Genomic DNA, 18,670 nt, shown 5'->3' with positions numbered 1-18,670 from the left:
TGACTTAAAGCTTTAAGAGTCATTGCGCGAGAATCCTAGAATTATGCTTGAATGAAAAATTGCTGACTATTGACTATAACCAATTTAAATAAATGGCCTTTTTCCAAAAGGGCCTGAATAATTTGACGCACCCAAATTTTCTTCACATCTTCTTTATTTAAAGTAAATTTCTCTGTAGGGAGTCTTAAGAGATTATACTGTTGGAGAGGAGGATGGCTGGTATTTAGGAAAACATATCTTTTTCCTCTTAAAGAGGCTTGTTCGGGTGTATCTTGAATAAGCTTATTAATTTGGGATATCACATCTTCTACAGCCTTTTTCAAAGTCAATGTCTGTTCTTTCGATTTTATTTTACCTTTTTTAACTGTAAGAAAGGTAGCTTGTCCCTCTTCAGTTAAATCTAAACCTAATGAATTTATATCAACTTGAATAGGTTCTCTACCTGTCTTTATGCCATTTTGTTCATAGAAGTGTCGTAATTTATTCTCAAATTCAAGTTCATCAAGCCTTTGGTTTTTGAGAGTCTGTGCTTCTTCGGATGTAAGAGCACCACTCTGCTTGTATGCTTCATCAATAATGGCATCTATCTGGCTTTCTGTTGTTGCGCATTTTATTAATCCTCGGCTTCTATTATCCCCTTTAAAGCCATCAACCACATTTTTCATATATTCAACATCTATAAGGCCCACACGTCTTGGCCCATCATAATCTGCAGCTTCGTTTAAAAGTGGAATATTCCGCCAAGAGATATCATTAAAACCCGTTTTTGCAATGAATATGGCCAGTTGTCGGATTGTCTCATTGAGCTCTTTTGAGTAAGTATAATAAAGATGTTCTTGCGAGCTTTCATCCGCATTTACATCCAGGCTTTCTTCTGCAATAAATACATACTTATTATCTTGTACATTAACCGTAAACTTTTTTGCCTGCGGGATGACAAGAAGCCCTAGTTCACGGGCAAGGCATACTTCTTTGGCTTTAATCATATTCTTAAAACGCCGATCCATTTGACCATCGAACATTATAGGAAGCTTGCCTTTACCATCTACGCCCCATGCTGAGTAGGTGGTTTTAAATACTAGCTGGGGGCTTTCTCTTAATTTGAATACTAAATTATTGCTAGTAGATAACCACTCGATCTCATTATCGTCTTTCCGAAATAAAATTTTTGGCATAAGGTGTTGAATTTTTGAAATTGTGTGCTCAGAGATATTTATGCCTTTTTCCAATTTCTTCTTAGGATTGATCAACCGAAAATGGTGGGTGGAGCGCAGTATAGCTTTGGCGATTAGCATCAACAAGGGAATAACAATAGTAAAATAAGAGGCAACTTTTCCCACTCTCGCCAATAATGATGAATTTCCCCTTAACAATATTGTTCTTACTGTTCCGTTCTTAGTTTTGCCTTGAATTACTTGAGCCTTCTTTCCACTAAAATAAAAATAATTGTCAACTTTTTCTAGTATTGACTGGGTACGCGTCTTGGCTTTCTGCCCATATTCAATGGCTGTAAAAAATCCAACATTATTGGGCATTTTATTGTCCTCTTTGAAAGTATAAATAATTAATTAGTTTAATAGAAAATTATATATATATTTCCAACATATAGCAATATAAATCTATAAATAGAAGAAAATTATAGATGATCCTACTATACTAAAAAACGTTCAAAGGTATATCTCTCTCTTTCAACCTTAAGGAAAAATGAGGAAACATGTCCTATCTAAAGGGCTAGATAGAGAGATGGGTTTCAAAAAATAATCTAAAAGCGATTAAGAAAAATATATGGCAAACAAAATAGTAATTCAAACAAAACGCCTTATTCTACGTTCTTGGATAGAAAATGATTTAGAGCCTTTTGCTCAACTCAATGGCGATGAGCGTGTGATGGAGTATTTTCCTTATAGGCTAAACAAGGAAGAAAGCGATCAAATGGCAAAGCGTATGCAAGCTAAGATTGAGACAGAAGGTTGGGGATGCTGGGCTGTTTCTCGCCTAGATACCCAGAAGTTTATTGGGTTTATAGGTCTGAATACAGTGGATAAACCTACTTTTCCTCTTCATTTTGCTCCATGTACAGAAGTAGGATGGAGATTAGCTTATGAGTCTTGGGGCAGGGGATACGCTACAGAAGGCGCAGAGGCATGCCTTAAATATGCTTTTGAAATATTAAAGCTTGCAGAGATTGTTTCATTTACAGCTGCTCAAAATCGTCGTTCTATGGCCGTGATGAGAAAAATTGGAATGCATTACCATCCAGCTGAAGACTTCAATCATCCCAGGATTTCAGAAGGCCACTGGCTAAGAAGACATGTCTTATATCGATTAAAGGCAAGCGAATGGCAAAAAATGATAATAGGTAAGAAAGATAAATAGTCAAAGAAGAGGGGGTTTAGAGATTAACAGCGCTTTTTTCAATTTATTTCATTTTTTCTGCGCTAACTCCTGTCGAAACGAATGTACAATTTTTCTATGATTTTCTTGGCTGCATCTATGTCTAAAATGCAGGAGGCTATTTATTTGTACAACCGAACTTTTCTTATTTTGTATATTTGCCTGCTCCTAGGCACTGTTTGCACGAAATGTGGGTGATTCCTCATCTTCTGAATAAGCTTATTGATTGTTTTCTTTTATATAAAAATGCTTATTTGGTTTTGCTTAAAGTTTGCCTCTAGCTTCTTCAAACGGCGGATATAGCTATAGAAAAATTCTTTCCGAAGAGCACTTTTTTCTTAAGTGGTTCTCAAAAGAATTTAAGGAAGGTGCTAGCGCTTCTCTTTATATAAAATCTAATAACATACGTTTGGTAGAGAACACTTCTAGGTCTAACCAGCTATCTTAAAACCTCTTGTTAAAGCTGATTTGTCTATTTCCTTGCCAACCTATAGTCTTTTGTAAATAGAGAGCAATTTTTGAGGATTATTAAAGACTCATTTTATTCTTAAGCTTTAATCTAAGCGAAGAGGAAAGCAAAAAGCACCTTAAGATCAGGGGAGATCAAGCAAAAAAATATGTTCGTCCTTATAAAAAAATGGTGAATTTATAATAGCAAATATATAAGTTGATTTACGAGCTTAAACCTTAACCTAAGGAGAGAATATGAAAACATTAGACATTGTTACAGCAATTTTACTAGCAGTTGGAGGTCTTAATTGGGGTTTAGTAGGGTTATTCGACTTTAATTTGGTTGAGTTTATCTTTGGTCAATTCCCTGCAATAGCAAGATTAATTTATGCTCTTGTGGGAGGAGCTGCTGTCTATCAGCTTTTTCAATGGAAAACACTAAAGCAATGTTGTAAATAGAGTTTTTAAAGAACAGTAAAAAAATATATTAAATTGACTAGGGGTTTCTAACCCTCTATTATAAAATTTAATAGAGTAGCAAGAATTTTTACAGATTCAATTAACGTATCCCTGCAAGATATGTAGGGATACGTTAGGGTCGCTGAGGCAAGGTGAATATAAAGAATTTTTCCTTAAGCAAAAAGTAATAAGTTTGCCTAACTTTTGTTAAAATGCAAAGCCAACACTCTAAAATTTTTAGTTAAAAGATAAAAGAGAAATTAACATTATTGCGGTAAATAGAAGCTTCTTTTTCCTGTCTACAAATAAATTTAAAATGATAGGCCTTTGAGCAGCTCTTCATGCAAACATATACTTAATAAAGGGTATGTTTATAAAGGAAGAGCTGGCAATAAGGATTAATGCACTTTTAATCTATCTAAACAGAGATTATTTAGGCCGTATAATTAAAAAGCTAGCTGTTGGCATTATTTGATCAATCGTTGAAGAAAGATTTTAAAGCCTGGGAATTGTTAGATAGCTGATACTGCTAGCTAAAGCAGCTCCTGCTAACACATCGTGAGGCCAATGAACTTTTATGAGCACGCGGCCGATTGCTACTCCTATAGCGGCAAGATAAGAAAATGCAACAGCTGGAGAGAGGATCGAACGGCCATATCTTATGACCAAAAAGGCAGGGCCTAAAAAAGCTGCAGCTGTGTTGCCCGAGGGAAAAGAGCGACTGCTTCCCGTCGGCCGTTTTTCAGGAACGATTCTTTTTAAAATTTCCAAACAAATCTGAGTAATGAGGGTGGAAAGAGCAAGCCATCCAAAACCTTTGTAATCTTTTTTGAAGAGAGTATAGCCGCCTGAGATGACAGGAAGGGCTACCTGGCCGATATCGGTATAAGCTGCAATCCATGAACGTTGGCAGGGAGTAATAGTTGGAAGGTAAGAACTAATCATAGTCGGTTGAACTCCATTTGTTGACTTAAAGTAGCCTACATTTGAATAAACATCCAACTAAGAATTCTTTAAGCTAAAGATGGCTAGAAAATTTTTTTAGCTTCCAGCGTGGCTAAGGTAGCGTGTAAGAAATTTCATAAAGAAAAGAAAAAGGCAAAAAAATCTTTTTTATCTAGGTGATTACAGCTGCTAGGAAAGATAAGTCAATTTTCTCTCTGTCCTAGCAAAGGCCCTTTTTCTTTGAGGGTTTTTAATCTAAGAAAAACGCATGTTAGAAAAAAGCTTATTACTTGTTTCTTATTTAAATAAGCGATTAGAAATAGGAATAATCGATTTGCTCGTTTTTGTACGGTCCCTTTATTCTCCAGGTTAACTGGAAGCTAAAAGGTTTAAAATAGACCTTACCAGAATAAATATCTTGTTTACAAAAGTAGGAATTTAAAGAAGATAAAAGGTGTGGATTAGAAGGAACTAAATGAAGGAGGAAGATTGGCCGGTTTGCTCCTTGTCGCAAATGTTCTAAAGAGATTTTGCAAGCTTTAAGGTCTAATCCCCATTGAAATACATTGTAAAAATTAAACTGCATTCCTTGCTGATTATGCCACGTTCCCCTTTCATCAAAGATTAGTAGGGTATGGCTTTTCTTTGTTACTTTCACTTCTCCTCGTCCTTGGCCATTCCATCCTTTTTCATCGTTCGAGTATGTTCGAGAAATAAATGTGAGCTCTGTAATGTTCTTTAAGCTTTTCCAAAATGCCAAAAGTATCTGATGGTTTTGCTCTTGAGGTATAAATGCCATTAGAAAGATCTTTTTACTCCTTTTGCTTTTCTTTGCTTTTCCTGTCCACAAACAGATTTGTGATAAAAGCGTCAACTAGTTTATCTAAAAAAGCAAGGATAGATATTTCAAAATCTTAGGAAAGCTTAAGTGTGACATATATACCGTTTCCTTAGCAAGCAATCCTCTTGTAGGAATTTTTTGTTAACCCTTAGGATCCTTTAAAAAATGGATAAACTAAAAAGCTTAAGATTTCTGTTAAAGCCTTACATTTGGGTGGATGCAAGATAAACTGTGCGGCCACATCCTAACAATCTTTTATTTTCTCTTGCTAAGAGACAGCAGGGCTCTTCTCTTAGATATTTTATTCATTTAGCTTATAGGAGCTTTTTCAAAGCAGCCTCTAAAGGTATTTTCTTTTGTTACAGGTAGATAGAAAGATTCTCAAGCTTATAAATAACTAGATTATATAAGCTCACATCTTTTAACCTTTTAGCTAAGCTATTAGCTACTTTCTGGTTGTTTAAAGCAATATGAGAGGTAAAAATGCAAATTTCTCCCGATTCCCCATCCCCTCCTCAATCAAAGAAAGAGCAAATTATTGCTCTATTTCTAAAGGGGGTTACTGAGGTTGATGAGATTGCCCGTTTAACAGGAGCTAGGCCGACCTATATAGGTTCTTTGTTACAAAAAGAAGGATTAATTAAAGGATATTTTGACTTATATACTTCTAGCCAGTTCTTCATGAATGCTTATTCAAAGAACTTTGCCAATCGGCTAGGCTTTAAAGATTCCCTATCTGTTCAAAAAAGCCTTAGAGTACTTACTCGCAATTATAATAAGTTCAAAAAAAGTGGGGATCGCGCTGGACAGCATCATACCTTAATAATGGCACTCACCATGTTTAATCGTGCAAGATGGATGGGGAAAAATCAAGAAGCAAAAGCTTTTAGTCAATGGCTTATCGAGCATTTAAGCCTGGAGAAATAGCTTTGCCTACAGACTTTCTTCCAAATTTTAAGGTTCTCTTTTTTTGTACGTAGATTTAAAGTTATTCATAAGGAGTTTCAACTATCTACTAGGAGGTGAAAATGTCCAAAACGCTCAATCATCTCGCTTCTTCTTTAAGCCCCTATCTTCTTCAGCATCAATACAACCCTGTCGATTGGTATCCCTGGGGCAAAGAGGCTTTAGAAAAAGCCTACCATGAAGGCAAGCCGATCTTCTTATCTATTGGCTATTCGGCCTGCCATTGGTGTCATGTAATGGAAAAAGAATCATTTGAAGATAAAGAGATTGCAGAACTATTAAATAAGCATTTTATCAACATTAAAGTAGATCGGGAAGAGCGGCCGGATCTAGATCGTCTTTATATGTCTTGTGTGCAAGCAATGACAGGACATGGGGGGTGGCCCATGTCTATTTTCATGACGCCTGATTTAAAACCCTTTTTAGCAGGCACCTACTTTCCTCCTACTTCCCGCTATGGGATGCCAGGCTTTCGCTCCTTGCTACAGGAAATCATCCAGCAATGGAAACACAATCGCACTAAACTTGCTGCTTCCTCGGAAAAAGTTTTTCAATATTTATGGGAAGAAGAGAGCCAACATCAACAATTTCATGGTTCTCTTTCAGAGAAACTTCTCGAACGGCTTGTAGAAGACTGCCAAAAGGATTACGATTCTGACTGGGGTGGTTTTGGAAAAGCTCCTAAGTTTCCTCAGACTGGAGTGCTTTTTGCCCTCCTGCATCAATATCATCACCACGAGCAGCCAGAAAATTTAAAAATGATAACCCATACTCTTGAGCAAATGGCACGAGGGGGCATTTACGATCAGCTAGGAGGGGGCTTTCATCGCTATTCTGTCGATGAGAAGTGGTTAATTCCTCACTTTGAGAAGATGCTTTATGATAACGCTCTTTTAAGCCGCTTATATTTGGAAGCCTATCAGCTTACTAGGCAAAAAAGCTTTCTTGATGTTGCTTTGCATACTTTGCAATATTTATTAAGGGATATGCGCGATCCTTTAGGGGGCTTTTATTCCGCTGAGGATGCAGATTCAGAAGGGGAGGAAGGAAAATTTTATCTTTGGTCTCTTGCTGAAATAGAGGAGAGCTTACAAGATCCTCAACTCTTTTGCCATGTGTACGGGATAACAAAGGAAGGAAATTTTGAAGGAAGAAATGTTTTACATCTTCTTACGCCTTTAGGAGCTCTTTCATTGCAAGAACAAGAAAAATTGGCTTTAGATCGTCAAATACTTTTGGAAAAGCGCAATAAACGTATCAGGCCTGGCTTAGATGATAAGATTCTGGTTGACTGGAATGCTTTGTTGATTTCTAGCCTAGCTAAAGCCTACCAAATCACAGGAGAATCCTTATACTTGGAGGCCGCTCAACAAGCAGCACAATTTATTGAAAATAATATGATTCAGGAAGGTCGATTGTATCATTTATGGCGAAGATCTTTAGGATCTACGCCAGGCTTTTTGGAAGATTATGCTAACTATATTTTAGCCCTTCTAGATCTTTATGAATGTGATTTCAATATAAATTGGCTGGAAAGGGCTCAAAACATGATGGAAAAAATGAAAGTGCTTTTCTGGGACCCTAAAGATAAAGCTTTTTTTGCATCCTCCCTAGAACATGGCTCGCTTTTAGTTCGTAAAAAAGTCTTTAATGATGATGCTACTCCTGCTGGCAATGCTCATGCAGCCCTAGCTCTTCTTCGATTAGGTAGCTATTATGAATATGGGGAATATAATCAGATGGCTGAGCAGATTCTTTCTTTGCATGCAACGGCAATGCAGCAAGCCCCTAAATGGTATGGTACCATGCTATGTGCGGTTGATTGCTATCTTTCTTCAATGCAGCAAATTGTCCTGCTTGGAGATGCACAAGATAAAAAAATTCGCGACTTGCTTGCTGTAATTTATAGTGAATACCTTCCTCACAAAGTTGTGGCTTTGGTTGATAAAAGCTCTCAAGAGTTACCTATAAACAAAGATAAGGAAGGCGACCCAGGCACTGCCTTTGTCTGTTATCAACAACGCTGTTTTCCTCCCACTTCGGATCCTAGTAAGCTACGTTGCTTATTAAAGGAAGGAGCTGCATTGAAAAGGAAGCTAAGTTAAAACTTCTTAGCCTGTAAACTATAACGGAAGTTCCACTTTTTTAGAAACAATCGGTAGCAATCAAGTTATTGATTATTAATCATTTAAGTGAATTATCGGCGCTTCTTCCTAGTGACTACATGCGCATGATTCTTTGGTAAAACTTTTGGTAACTCTACTTTTAAGGCTTCAAGCATTTGTCTGTTTTGATGGCGTGGTTCGGGGATTTGCTGAAAACTTAAGCCATCATTTACTGTCCATTCTATTAGCGTTAAAGTAGATAAACTGCGTAAGCCCTCTTCTACTGTTAAATAAAGGTCCTTCCAGGCTTTATCAAGCTCTCTGATAATCATGTAGGCTAACATTACCACCAAAACATGGCCCCTTGTACTTTCTTCTGAACGTACATAGACTGGCCGTATCTCAAGATCGCTTTTTACTGTTCTAAAAGCTGATTCTACCCTAGCTAAATCTTTATAACGATCATGTACTTCTTGCATGCTCACTTCGTCGCAAGCAAGATCGGTTTTAATCACATAGCAACCATCTAGCTTAGCATCCTCAGCTAGCATTTCTTGATTGAGGCATACAGATAAGCTTCTATCTTGTGCGCTAACTGTCACGTAAGTCTTAAGCGCTAAACGCTCGATTTTAGCTTTAATTTTTTTCAGCGCTACTTCTACCTGCGCTTTGGGATGTGCATGTAGATAGGCATTTTGCATAGCGACCAATTTTTCTATGCTAGCTAGCTTGCTGAGACGAGAATGGGCGATTTCCTGGGCGCGCACAGGATTGCGTTTAAGAATATATCTTATCCCATCTTCTTTGACTTCAGCCAAGTTTTTATCAAATAGCGTATATTCGATCACACCTTTTTTCATTAAGGTCTCTATTTGAGCTTTTGTCATAGCGGTAATATAATGAAAACCATGCTCTTGTAAATTTTCGATCTGCCCGCTTTTAATCATCCCTCTATCGCCTACAAAAGTGACTTTCTCGCATTTAAAGCGCTCTTTAGCTTTTTTGATCTGAGCATGAAAGGTAGAAGTATCTTGCGTATTGCCTTTAAACACTTCCGTTGATACGGGTGTGCCATCGGCTGAACTTAGCAAGCCTATCACAATTTGCTTCTTACCTTTCTTTTTGTCTCGGTTGTAACCCCAATCGGCAAGCTCGTTTTTCTCGCCTTCTAAATACGAGCTAGTGACATCATACAAAAATAAGTGAGGAGGTTTCTTGCAAAAACTTTTAGTAAACAATCGATCTTCGATAGAGGCTTGGCTTTGGCATAACCACAAAAGATTCTTATAAAGATCTTCTTCGTTAAAGCCTTTTTGCAAGTCAATTACAGGAGCAATGGCATATGTTTCTGCCAGCCTGACGGCAGAAAGTCTTGAGCCTTGCTCCAATACGCGTGCTACCACTTGCCACAACGCGAGCTGACCTTCTCGGCTATTGCCAAGTGCATCCACAATTCCTAAACGTTTAGCCATTTGGTATATCACCCATACACCACCGACAGATAATCCCTCTTGCATTGTGGCTCCATTACACGAGGTTAAAGCTTGGAGATTACCTTTATGTTTTAAAGCTAACTCGATAGCAGCAATTTCTTCAGGTGTGCAATTGGATAGATTACCCACCGTGCGTTTTTTGACGGTTTTGCCTTCTCTATAGGATTCTCGCAGCAAAATTGTTTCATAAACTTTGCCGGCAGCTGATTTAAATTTTGACTTCACTATATGCATACCTACAAAATACACTAATAACGGCATTTATGTAAATTCTAAAAACCAGTTTAATTAATATTTTGGTGACTACAAATTTTTATAAAAAATCCATAAAGCTTTAATAATAAAATAATTAACCGCTTTAACCCTATAAAAAAAATGGAACTTCCGCTATAATGCTGTGTGGGCAAGACTTTTAAATAGGTTGCTAATACGAAAAGTTTTTCCTTGAACCTACAGACGAGAAAAGCTTGAGAGAATGGCTAAAGAAGAGTAGCTCCAGTCTAGGCAAATAAGATGGCCAGTTGAACGAGCCATACCTTGGCTGCAAAGGAAATTCTGTCGAATCTTATACGCTTTTGAGCAGCTCTTTGTGTAATCATATACTTAATAAAAAGTTTGTTTGTATGGAAAGGATCAGCATGAAAAAAGGTTGATTTCCTTTTTTGTTTATATGGGCAGAGTTTCTTTAAAAGGCATTAGCTAGATAAGAAAGAAAAGTAAAATATGGGTAAACACTTTCTACTTTTAGCTTAATAGCTTTTTGGATAAATCAATTAGCAAGATAGGTTCATAGAGGTTTAGCGTATGTGAGGCATAACTTTTTTTTCAAAAAAAGCCATTGCTTGATCCTCTGGCACGCGTAATTCATCAGTAAGGCCCCTTTCTCTTTTCCACTTATTCATAAACAATCTAGGATTATTTTGAAATTCTTTTGTTTCTAATTTGTTATGGATGTACTTCAATAATTTGTCCGGATCTCCATAGGCATTTCGACGCTGCTGAGCAAAAATTTTAGCTTCATTGATAAAGGGTTGAATATTTACACGACAATTTTTCAATAGGGAAAATGGCGGGATAGGTTTAGGAAGATGTACTGAAAAAAAAGTTTTTGCTGTCCGATTGCTGGGCTGCTGATCTTGCTTGGATAAGCTTGGATTTTTACTGATACGTCCATAAAGAGAGGCGGCAGCATAAACAGCTGCATAGCCTACAGGGATTGCTAAAATAAAATAGGAAAACATTTTTAGTAGATTTAAAGCATTTACTTGCGCACAATTTTTTTGATAATTCAAGATTTCATGAAAGCTTTTAAAATAGTTTCTTGCCAGCGCTTGTAATCCCATGCTATTTTTCCTTCGCTTTATAGCTTTTATCTTTCTAAGGGTAAAAAGAATTTGATTAAATTCCAATCATTATTATAAATTTCTTTGTTTTTTTTAGTTTTTTAAAAAGTTATGTATAATAAATATAATAAAATTTAAATTACTGTTACAATCCTTAATTTTTTTTAGATAACTGCTTCTTCTCTTTTACCTCTGTAGGTGAAAGTGAATCAGGATCCCAGCTTTAAGTTTCTTCTTATACTTTCAATTAAACAGGGAGAGGGGGCTTTTAAAATAATTAGGGTAGCGTTCATATTTAAAGCGGGGATTAAATTGCTCAGAGGAGGTCAATTGATAGATAAGAAGTGCGAAGCTACCATAAGCTGTCCCCGCTAGCACCGTCTCGCTATACCCGCGAATGATATTTAAGATACCATGGAAGGCCTGGTGGATCCCGCAGTTGGTCATATGCTTCCACTTTCTTTTATTCTTTTCATCAAAAACCATTCCTATATAACCTGCTCCTGCAAGAATAGCTCCTGCCGTTGCCTGCACGTTACCTGCTATAAAACGTACAATTCCACTATATATACCTATGACAGGAAGGCTCCCTAAAATATTAAATTGTTTCTCTATTTTATTTAAAGTTTGAAGGTAATCCATTTTCTACTCTTATTTAGCAAATATTAATAAACGATAAATGTTAATATAAGTAGGTTAATTTTATATAAAGAAAGATTTTCTAATAATTAAGCTGTGAACTTAACAGCGTGAGAGGAAGTGTGCGGAGATATTAACTGCGATTTTAGCTTCCAGGTTGCTAGATAAATTTTTAGGTATTGATTAAGGGACAACGGTAACGCTTAAGAGAAATTTGCCATAGCAAAATGCTTTTTAATAAGCAGAAGGAGGTTGTTTTGGTAGGGTTTAATCTAGCAAAAACTAACTTTTTCTCATTTAACTACAACTTTTGATCCTAGGCGTGCTTTTTAAGGCAAACAGAGGCAGAGTAAATCTGCTATTCTAATCTATTTAAAGCGCTAGGCCCTTAAAAAATTTTGTCCATCCTTTTTGCTTCGTAAGAAAAGACGATGCGGAAAAGCTAATCAGTCCCTTTTCTTAGAGGAATAGAAAGAATAGTTTTTGCGTTTCATATTTATAGGCGATGAGATAAAAGCTTTATAGCAATGAATCCTAAGAAGTCAATTACAAAGATTAAAGCAAACACTGCTAGGAAGATAAGAAAATCCGCTAAAGTTTTTATAAAATACAAAGACTTCTTTCAACTTTCAAAATAAAAATTGTTAAATAAAGAGGAAAAAGAGTAAGTTCCTGGCAGAGAGTTAAGATAAATCTTTGAAAAACCAGCCCTCTACTAATAATGATAGAATAAATTGCTATGATACTTTAAGGAGCTTATAGGATGCAGCCAACTTCTACTTCTAACACCAACGTAAACATCTGCGTAATAGGCTCGGATAATGTAAAAGATGCGATATCAGGAAAATTGATGACTCATGCTGTTACTTTGTTTCCTGGTGGTCACTCTTTTAATGAAGATACTGCGATCCAACGTTTAGCAGGCGATAAGCTTTGTCCTCTAGATGGAAAGCCTATTGAAAGGCATGCACCTAACTACATGGTGAGGCAAATTGCCGCAACAGCTGAGCTCCGTCCGTTAGAATCTTCTAGAGAGGTTTATATTGAGCGCTTAATCAACCTTCTGAGAGAACTTCAAATTCAAGAAAATCCGACTTTAAAGAAAATGGTTGAGCTTGGAGACAAAATTCACGCTCTTTCTCCTCTTTCTATTCCCTCTCTTTACGGCGCGATAGCTCATCTTCATTTTCCTGATAGGGATGGAGATGTGGCAGAACAAGTTCGTAGCTTGGATCAAATTTATCGGATTGAATCCAATCTTTCTGTTGAAGAAAAGGTGTCTTGCATTTTTCAAAGACTTTTTAATTTAGCGGATTCTTATTCTCCACTGGAAGGGACACCCAAGAATAGCAAGGATTTTACTCTTTCTAATTATTCCTCCTATCTACTAAATATCAGCCGCCTATGGCTTTGGGGCCACCTACCCGAGGGAAAAGAATACTTAAACCAAGCAAAAATTAAAGCATTACCTTTAAAGATAAAAGGAGAGCTGCTAGCACAATGGATTAAAGAGCATGATAAAAATATTATTTGCTTATATTTAGATATCCCATTAAGAATTTTAGAGGAGCCGAGTTTAGATTTACAGTTAGAAATTACAATTTTGCCGCCTGAGATTGGGCAACTGTCTCAGCTGGAAAGGCTTTTTATATGCCATAGACAGCTAACCGCGCTTTCTGCCGAAATTGGGCAGCTTTCTCAGCTGGAACAGCTTAATTTAAGCTGGAACCAGCTTGCCTCTCTTCCTGCTGAAATTGGGCAGCTTTCTCAGCTGAAACAGCTTGACTTAAGCCGCAACCATCTTGCTTTTCTTCCTGCTGAAATTGGGCAGCTTTCTCAGCTGCCATCACTTGACTTAAGTGACAACCGGCTAACCGTACTTCCTGCTGAAATTGGACAGCTTACTAAGCTGGAAAAGCTTGATTTACGAAGGAATCAGCTAACCGCACTTCCTGCTGAAATTGGGCGGCTTTCTCAGCTAGAACACCTTGATTTAAGTTGGAACCAGCTTGCCTCTCTTCCTGCTGAAATTGGGCAGCTTTCACAGCTAACAAGGCTTTGGTTAAGCGACAACCAGCTCACGGCGCTTCCTGCGGAAATTGGACAGCTTTCTCGGCTGTTGTGGCTTGTATTAGTTAATAATCAACTAACTACTCTCCCTTCTGAGTTTGGACAGCTTGGTGAGCTGCGGCAACTTTACTTGAGTCAAAATCGACTAACCTCTCTGCCTATAACTATTGGAAAGCTTTATTGCCTGCAAAAACTTTATTTAGACAACAATCAGCTGGCGACTATCCCAGCAACCATCGGGCAGCTTTCTGAGCTTTATAAACTTTACTTACACAACAATCGGCTAACTTCTCTGCCTAAAGCCCTCGGGCAACTTCATCAGCTGCGAGTTCTGTATGCCGGGGACAACAAGCTAACTACTGTTCCTAAATCAATCCTACAGCTTGCTAATCTTTTCTGTTTTGTTGATGTGTAGGAGACAAACTTCTATAGAAAATGTTTATAAAAGTAAAAGCATTTAACGTTAAATTAGTAGATTAAAGATATTGCTAGATCAAGAGGTAAGGCGTCCTAAAGCATTTTTTTGCAACTTAAGTAACTTGGGTTTCAAGGCAGCATTTAACAAACCAACATTTAACTCTTTTTACTTCAAAAAAGATTTTTGTTTTTTTTTAGCCTCTTCTAGTAAAAATTAGGCTGAGAAGTAAATCTTTTCTAATCTAAACATCTAAACATGTAGAGGCCTTTATTTATTCAAGTTTTTATCTATCTCTTGATAGCCGAGAAAACAATTTGATTAACAAGTCGAAAATTTTTGAATAAAAAATTTACATGGTTACCTTTTTAAAGATAGCTACCCTAGAGTCTTACATCCGAATTAAGTTACAAATTTCTTAACATAATTCTTTCTTATTTATTTTAAATTATTTCTTAAGCTTATTCATTCACTCTATCGATCCTATCCATCCATAAAAGCCAAACATTTAACTCACTTTCAATGCTAATAATTTATTTGCCACTGCTATCTATTGTAGTCGCTACTGCTCCAGCTATTCCAGCTAGAAGTTCAAAAATAGAAGATGACTGAATTAAAGCAAGTGGTATAGGCTTTTATCAATAATCATTAGCTTTTGTTTAGCATAAGAATTTTTAAGCAACCTTTTTATATACTTCTTGTTTAAAAAGGGATCTATTTGAGATGGTTAGAGGAAAGTTAGAGAGAGGATTCATTAAAAAATGAAAGAGATTACCCTAATTTTTCCCCATCAGCTTTTTGAAAAACATCCTGCCTTAGATAAAACGCGCCCTGTTTGCTTAGCTGAAGAATTTCTTTTTTTTAAGGTACAAAAATTTCACAAGCAGAAACTTGTGCTTTTGCGAGCAGCTATGAAAGCCTATGCCGATTGGTTAGAAAAGCAAGGATATTCTGTTTTCTATATTGACTCCACCTCTTTAAATAAGCGAGGAGACCTTTTTGAAATTTTAGCCCAGAAAGAATATGACCAAGTTCATTTAGCGAATTTAACGGATGATTGGCTTTCCCAAGATCTTACTGAAGCTGCTAGAAAAAATCATTGGAATCTCTGCTTTTATGAGTCTCCAATGTTTTTGTGTACCGAAAAAGAGCTTCAGCTTTTTTTTAAAGGAAAAACCCACTATTCCATGGCTCCTTTTTACATTTATCAACGCAAGAAACTTAATATTTTGATGGAAGGAGACTCTCCTGTAGGGGGTAAATATAGTTTTGACAAAGAAAACAGAGAACGTTTACCTAAAGGAATTGTTATTCCTCCACTTATTGTGCCTAAACAAAATCGCTGGGTTAAAGAAGCAGTTGAGTATGTAGAAAAAGAATTTCCTAACGCTTATGGTAAGTCTACACCCTTTTCCTATGCAGTCACTTTCAGCGAGGCTAAAGAAGTTCTTTTTGATTTTGTTGAGCATAGACTTCAGCTATTTGGTACCTATGAAGACGCCATACATGCCACAGAGGCAGTAATCTTCCATAGTGGTCTGTCACCTTTATTAAATATTGGATTGATAACTCCTCAAGAAGTAGTTGAAAAAACTCTTTCTGCTTACACAAACCTTAATATTCCTTTAAATTCTTTAGAAGGCTTTCTTCGGCAGATTATAGGCTGGCGCGAGTTTATTAGAGCTTGCTATCTCTTAAAAGGAAGAAAAGAAAGGTGTTCTAATTTTTTTAAGCATACTGCTCCTTTACCTAAAGGATTTTGGGATGGAACTACAGGAATTTTACCTATTGATAATGTAATTAAGCGCTTATTGCAGACAGGTTATTGCCATCATATCGAACGCCTCATGATTTTAGGGAATTTTCTACTTTTAGTAGAAACGAATCCCAATGCCGTTTATGAATGGTTTATGGGTTATTTTGTTGATGCTTACGACTGGGTGATGGTACCTAATGTTTATGGAATGAGCCAATATGCTGATAAAGGATTGATGAGCACAAAACCTTACATATCAGGAGCTAACTATCTGCTTAAAATGAGTGCTTACAATAAAGAAGAGTGGGTAGATAAATGGGATGGCCTTTTTTGGCGCTTTCTTGCAAAACATCAAGCTTTCTTCGAAAGAAATCCTAGAACAAAGATGCTTCTTAAATTGCTACAAAAAAATGCTAATACTATTCATCCAAAAATAGCTTTAGCAGAAACATGGCTGATGCAACAGCGTTAACTTCTATATTGAAGAGCCGGAAAGTCAAGATAAATAATTTATAATCCTGACTAAGGAAGCAATAGGGGTAAAGAAATTTTAATTCAGCTACAACCTTAAGAGCTGATGCAGCTTTTGCTTTGACAGCCTATTCTCAAAGTTTCTATGATTTTCCTAAACTATCTAACACGCTTTAAAAAACTAATACTACCTTTTAAAGAAACTACGTCTATATAACCGATAAAGAAATTAACATTTTCCAGGCTGATTCTAGCTGTAAAAACAAGCTTTTTATTAAATATATGATTACATAAAGAGTTGCTCGAAAGCGTATACCTTGCTTTAAAGTAAACTAAGCTATGTAAGCCCTTCTTAGCTGAATCAGCTAGTAAATTATAATGTAAGCATGCTTACAGTTCTTATTAGAAAGGATCCCCACGCCACATCTACCAGGGTGACTATTAAAGGCCAATCTTTTAAGGTGGCTTGATTAGTAAGATTGTAGGTGGCCTAGGTAGCAAACCCAAATAGCATTCCTGTTAAGAAGGTGTTTAAATAGCTAGTTTTTTGGTGTAATGAGGGTATAAACCAAGAGAGATAAACATGCGGCATAGATCAAATAAAAAAAGTGGCGGGTATTATTTTAGGCGAATCATTCATAAGATGACCGATATTGGAGCGATAAAAGCCCTTCATCATCCAACCTAGCCACATAGCATCTATTGCTAGCATGAAAAATAGGCTGGAAAGAACCGATATAAGTCCAGGGTGCATGACCCTCCTAAAATTTTTTGTAAATGCTTGATTTATTCAATTAATAATCCTTTAACATCTTTGGCCTGCTATGTCTATTTTTATTTAATGTATTTTCACCACTACCACGGTGACATTATCTGCAGAATTTTTCTCCAGCGCATAATCCACCAATCGTTGAGCTAAATTTTTTGGGGAATTATTCCAGGAGGCTTTTTCCTCCTCTATTTCTTCTTCTTCTGTGTTTTCTAAGTCAACCAAAGGCTCTTCCTCTTCTTTTTCTTGAGGCTCTGATGTAACATGTGCGATTATCTCATTTTCTAAAACATAATCTTTTAATCCATCACAAGCGATGATAAGAATGTCTCCTTTTCTTAATCGATTGACGGTAATTTTAGGTTTGTGAATAACTGCCGGTTTATCAGGCTTTCCGCTAGCATATTTATCACCGATAGCACGACTTACATTAAGGCCAATACGCGAATTAGGATACCTTAACGTTTTAGGATTTTTTGCAAGAGGCCATGTTTCTGCTAGCGTCGGATCTTCGAGGGCTATAGCTGCTCTTGCTGCTTCTTTTGCGTGCGTCCAATTGCGCACACAAGATAGAGCGATTGACTCTTTGTTCCTATAGATATTAGCTTCAGTATCACCTAAGGTAGCTGTATAAATGAGATGGGTGTTTTTATCTATAAAGCTTATAGCTAATGTAGTGCCTATCATATCATAATAAGTATGCTGGATGATATTTTGGTGAATTTCATCAATTAATTGTTCGAAAGTTAGATGTACATTTCCTTTATTCAAAGCTAATGTTTCGGAAAAATTTTTTTCAAATTCTTCTTTAGCCTGTTCTGCGACTTGTTGGCCCCCATGTCCATCAAAAACCCCTACTAAAGCCCCTTGCAAGATCTCCTGAAAAAGGTGAACGTCTTCCATACGCGGCCTTCTACCTTGAGCTTCGGCTGACACATATTCTAAGCTTAGAGCAGGAGCTGTAGGCAGATTATCCTCTAAAATAGGAAGACAACTTTGATAACTAGCATACGCAAGAAAATCCTCTTCTTTATGCTCTTCTATAGCTTTTCGAGAGTTTCTTAACATTTTCTGCATAGCAGTATCTATCTTTAAGTTACGAGGCTTCCAAATTGCATATTTTTTTCTCTTTAAATTTTGTTTGCCTAGCTCTTTTTCCTTAACTTCCAGTGCTCGTTTTATCACCTTTTTTTCTTTTTGAAATGATTGAGCTTGTAATGGGGATTCTTTAGAATCATTTGCAGAGGGGGAAATTATAGGGGCAGAGAGATTCATCGCCATTTCAAAAAAAAAGCCTTCAGGCTTAGCTTGTCCATCCGTTCCTTTCATCATAAACAAATCCTACTTTAAAATAATCTTCTAGTACTTCTTCTGTCGCTCAACTTGATAAAATTTATCAAAAGCTTATATAAGTTTTTTGCTTTAAATTCTTCTAAAATCTAACAGTTATTTACTTTAGCTTGTTTTTATCTTTGTGCCTAGTAATAAAAATATTTAGCATTCATTTTTCTCATTTTCTGATTAACGGGGTAAGTATTAAATAAAATGATTAAT

At 36.5% G+C, this 18,670-nt stretch carries 13 protein-coding genes and 1 pseudogene; 6 read left to right on the top strand and 8 right to left on the bottom strand.

What is annotated here, in order from left to right:
* Nucleotides 1-41: 41 nt before the first annotated feature.
* On the bottom strand, nt 42-1,535 hold the full coding sequence (locus TY21_RS06440) for a DUF648 domain-containing protein (protein WP_052354587.1): 1,494 nt from the start codon (nt 1,533-1,535) through the stop codon (nt 42-44).
* A gap of 250 nt (nt 1,536-1,785) precedes the next feature.
* On the opposite strand from TY21_RS06440, the gene TY21_RS06435 reads away from it, so the two are divergent.
* Both TY21_RS06435 and TY21_RS06430 read left to right on the top strand, forming a co-directional pair.
* Nucleotides 1,786-2,376 (top strand): GNAT family N-acetyltransferase, encoded by a 591-nt coding sequence (locus TY21_RS06435; protein ID WP_042242476.1) that lies wholly within the window; start codon nt 1,786-1,788, stop codon nt 2,374-2,376.
* A gap of 723 nt (nt 2,377-3,099) precedes the next feature.
* Nucleotides 3,100-3,303 carry a DUF378 domain-containing protein gene (locus tag TY21_RS06430; protein ID WP_039383478.1) on the top strand — a complete coding sequence of 68 codons (204 nt, stop codon included), beginning with the start codon at nt 3,100-3,102 and terminating at the stop codon, nt 3,301-3,303.
* A gap of 495 nt (nt 3,304-3,798) precedes the next feature.
* On the opposite strand, the gene TY21_RS06425 is transcribed toward TY21_RS06430, so the two are convergent.
* Both TY21_RS06425 and TY21_RS06420 read right to left on the bottom strand, forming a co-directional pair.
* On the bottom strand, nt 3,799-4,248 hold the full coding sequence (locus TY21_RS06425; protein ID WP_052354588.1) for a phosphatase PAP2 family protein: 450 nt from the start codon (nt 4,246-4,248) through the stop codon (nt 3,799-3,801).
* A gap of 313 nt (nt 4,249-4,561) precedes the next feature.
* Nucleotides 4,562-5,047 (bottom strand): DUF6314 family protein, encoded by a 486-nt coding sequence (locus TY21_RS06420; protein WP_042242479.1) that lies wholly within the window; start codon nt 5,045-5,047, stop codon nt 4,562-4,564.
* Nucleotides 5,048-5,572: 525 nt separating this feature from the next.
* Here TY21_RS06420 and TY21_RS06415 point away from each other — a divergent pair.
* Nucleotides 5,573-6,016, top strand: a complete 444-nt coding sequence (locus TY21_RS06415) for a hypothetical protein (RefSeq protein ID WP_042242482.1) — start codon at nt 5,573-5,575, stop codon at nt 6,014-6,016.
* Between the two features lie 101 nt (nt 6,017-6,117).
* Nucleotides 6,118-8,160 carry a thioredoxin domain-containing protein gene (locus TY21_RS06410; protein WP_042242485.1) on the top strand — a complete coding sequence of 681 codons (2,043 nt, stop codon included), beginning with the start codon at nt 6,118-6,120 and terminating at the stop codon, nt 8,158-8,160.
* Nucleotides 8,161-8,252: 92 nt separating this feature from the next.
* On the opposite strand, the gene TY21_RS06405 is transcribed toward TY21_RS06410, so the two are convergent.
* The 3 genes from TY21_RS06405 to TY21_RS06395 all read right to left on the bottom strand — a co-directional run bounded on the left by TY21_RS06405 (nt 8,253) and on the right by TY21_RS06395 (nt 11,638).
* Entirely contained in the window at nt 8,253-9,887 is a 1,635-nt protein-coding gene (locus tag TY21_RS06405; protein WP_158622980.1) for an IS1634 family transposase, read from the bottom strand.
* Between the two features lie 563 nt (nt 9,888-10,450).
* Nucleotides 10,451-10,996 carry a hypothetical protein gene (locus tag TY21_RS06400; RefSeq protein ID WP_042237824.1) on the bottom strand — a complete coding sequence of 182 codons (546 nt, stop codon included), beginning with the start codon at nt 10,994-10,996 and terminating at the stop codon, nt 10,451-10,453.
* A 243-nt stretch (nt 10,997-11,239) separates the two neighbouring features.
* Nucleotides 11,240-11,638 carry a hypothetical protein gene (locus TY21_RS06395; RefSeq protein WP_042237799.1) on the bottom strand — a complete coding sequence of 133 codons (399 nt, stop codon included), beginning with the start codon at nt 11,636-11,638 and terminating at the stop codon, nt 11,240-11,242.
* Between the two features lie 760 nt (nt 11,639-12,398).
* Between TY21_RS06395 and TY21_RS06390 the strand changes: the two genes are divergently transcribed.
* Both TY21_RS06390 and TY21_RS06385 read left to right on the top strand, forming a co-directional pair.
* The gene (locus TY21_RS06390) at nt 12,399-14,120 is read left to right on the top strand and encodes a leucine-rich repeat domain-containing protein (protein WP_052354268.1); all 1,722 of its coding nucleotides are present in this window, start codon (nt 12,399-12,401) and stop codon (nt 14,118-14,120) included.
* A gap of 761 nt (nt 14,121-14,881) precedes the next feature.
* Entirely contained in the window at nt 14,882-16,348 is a 1,467-nt protein-coding gene (locus TY21_RS06385) for a cryptochrome/photolyase family protein (RefSeq protein WP_042237797.1), read from the top strand.
* A 372-nt stretch (nt 16,349-16,720) separates the two neighbouring features.
* Here TY21_RS06385 and TY21_RS11865 read toward each other — a convergent pair.
* Both TY21_RS11865 and TY21_RS06370 read right to left on the bottom strand, forming a co-directional pair.
* Nucleotides 16,721-17,101 (bottom strand): annotated as a pseudogene (locus TY21_RS11865) (DUF2177 family protein).
* Between the two features lie 84 nt (nt 17,102-17,185).
* A complete protein-coding gene (locus TY21_RS06370; protein WP_052354266.1) occupies nt 17,186-18,448 on the bottom strand; it encodes a PP2C family serine/threonine-protein phosphatase in 1,263 nt (420 codons plus the stop codon).
* Nucleotides 18,449-18,670: the final 222 nt, after the last annotated feature.

The organism is Neochlamydia sp. S13 (assembly GCF_000648235.2).
In the GTDB taxonomy this organism is placed as follows: Bacteria; Chlamydiota; Chlamydiia; order Chlamydiales; family Parachlamydiaceae; genus Neochlamydia.
This window is presented reverse-complemented; position numbering and strand designations above follow the sequence as displayed.

Bases quoted from the DNA above. Each gene is read 5' to 3' on its own strand.
- TY21_RS06440 (WP_052354587.1), bottom strand. From the start codon at position 1,535: ATGCCCAATAATGTTGGATTTTTTACAGCCATTGAATATGGGCAGAAA.
- TY21_RS06435 (WP_042242476.1), top strand. From the start codon at position 1,786: ATGGCAAACAAAATAGTAATTCAAACAAAACGCCTTATTCTACGTTCT.
- TY21_RS06430 (WP_039383478.1), top strand. From the start codon at position 3,100: ATGAAAACATTAGACATTGTTACAGCAATTTTACTAGCAGTTGGAGGT.
- TY21_RS06425 (WP_052354588.1), bottom strand. From the start codon at position 4,248: ATGATTAGTTCTTACCTTCCAACTATTACTCCCTGCCAACGTTCATGG.
- TY21_RS06420 (WP_042242479.1), bottom strand. From the start codon at position 5,047: ATGGCATTTATACCTCAAGAGCAAAACCATCAGATACTTTTGGCATTT.
- TY21_RS06415 (WP_042242482.1), top strand. From the start codon at position 5,573: ATGCAAATTTCTCCCGATTCCCCATCCCCTCCTCAATCAAAGAAAGAG.
- TY21_RS06410 (WP_042242485.1), top strand. From the start codon at position 6,118: ATGTCCAAAACGCTCAATCATCTCGCTTCTTCTTTAAGCCCCTATCTT.
- TY21_RS06405 (WP_158622980.1), bottom strand. From the start codon at position 9,887: ATGCATATAGTGAAGTCAAAATTTAAATCAGCTGCCGGCAAAGTTTAT.
- TY21_RS06400 (WP_042237824.1), bottom strand. From the start codon at position 10,996: ATGGGATTACAAGCGCTGGCAAGAAACTATTTTAAAAGCTTTCATGAA.
- TY21_RS06395 (WP_042237799.1), bottom strand. From the start codon at position 11,638: ATGGATTACCTTCAAACTTTAAATAAAATAGAGAAACAATTTAATATT.
- TY21_RS06390 (WP_052354268.1), top strand. From the start codon at position 12,399: ATGCAGCCAACTTCTACTTCTAACACCAACGTAAACATCTGCGTAATA.
- TY21_RS06385 (WP_042237797.1), top strand. From the start codon at position 14,882: ATGAAAGAGATTACCCTAATTTTTCCCCATCAGCTTTTTGAAAAACAT.
- TY21_RS06370 (WP_052354266.1), bottom strand. From the start codon at position 18,448: ATGATGAAAGGAACGGATGGACAAGCTAAGCCTGAAGGCTTTTTTTTT.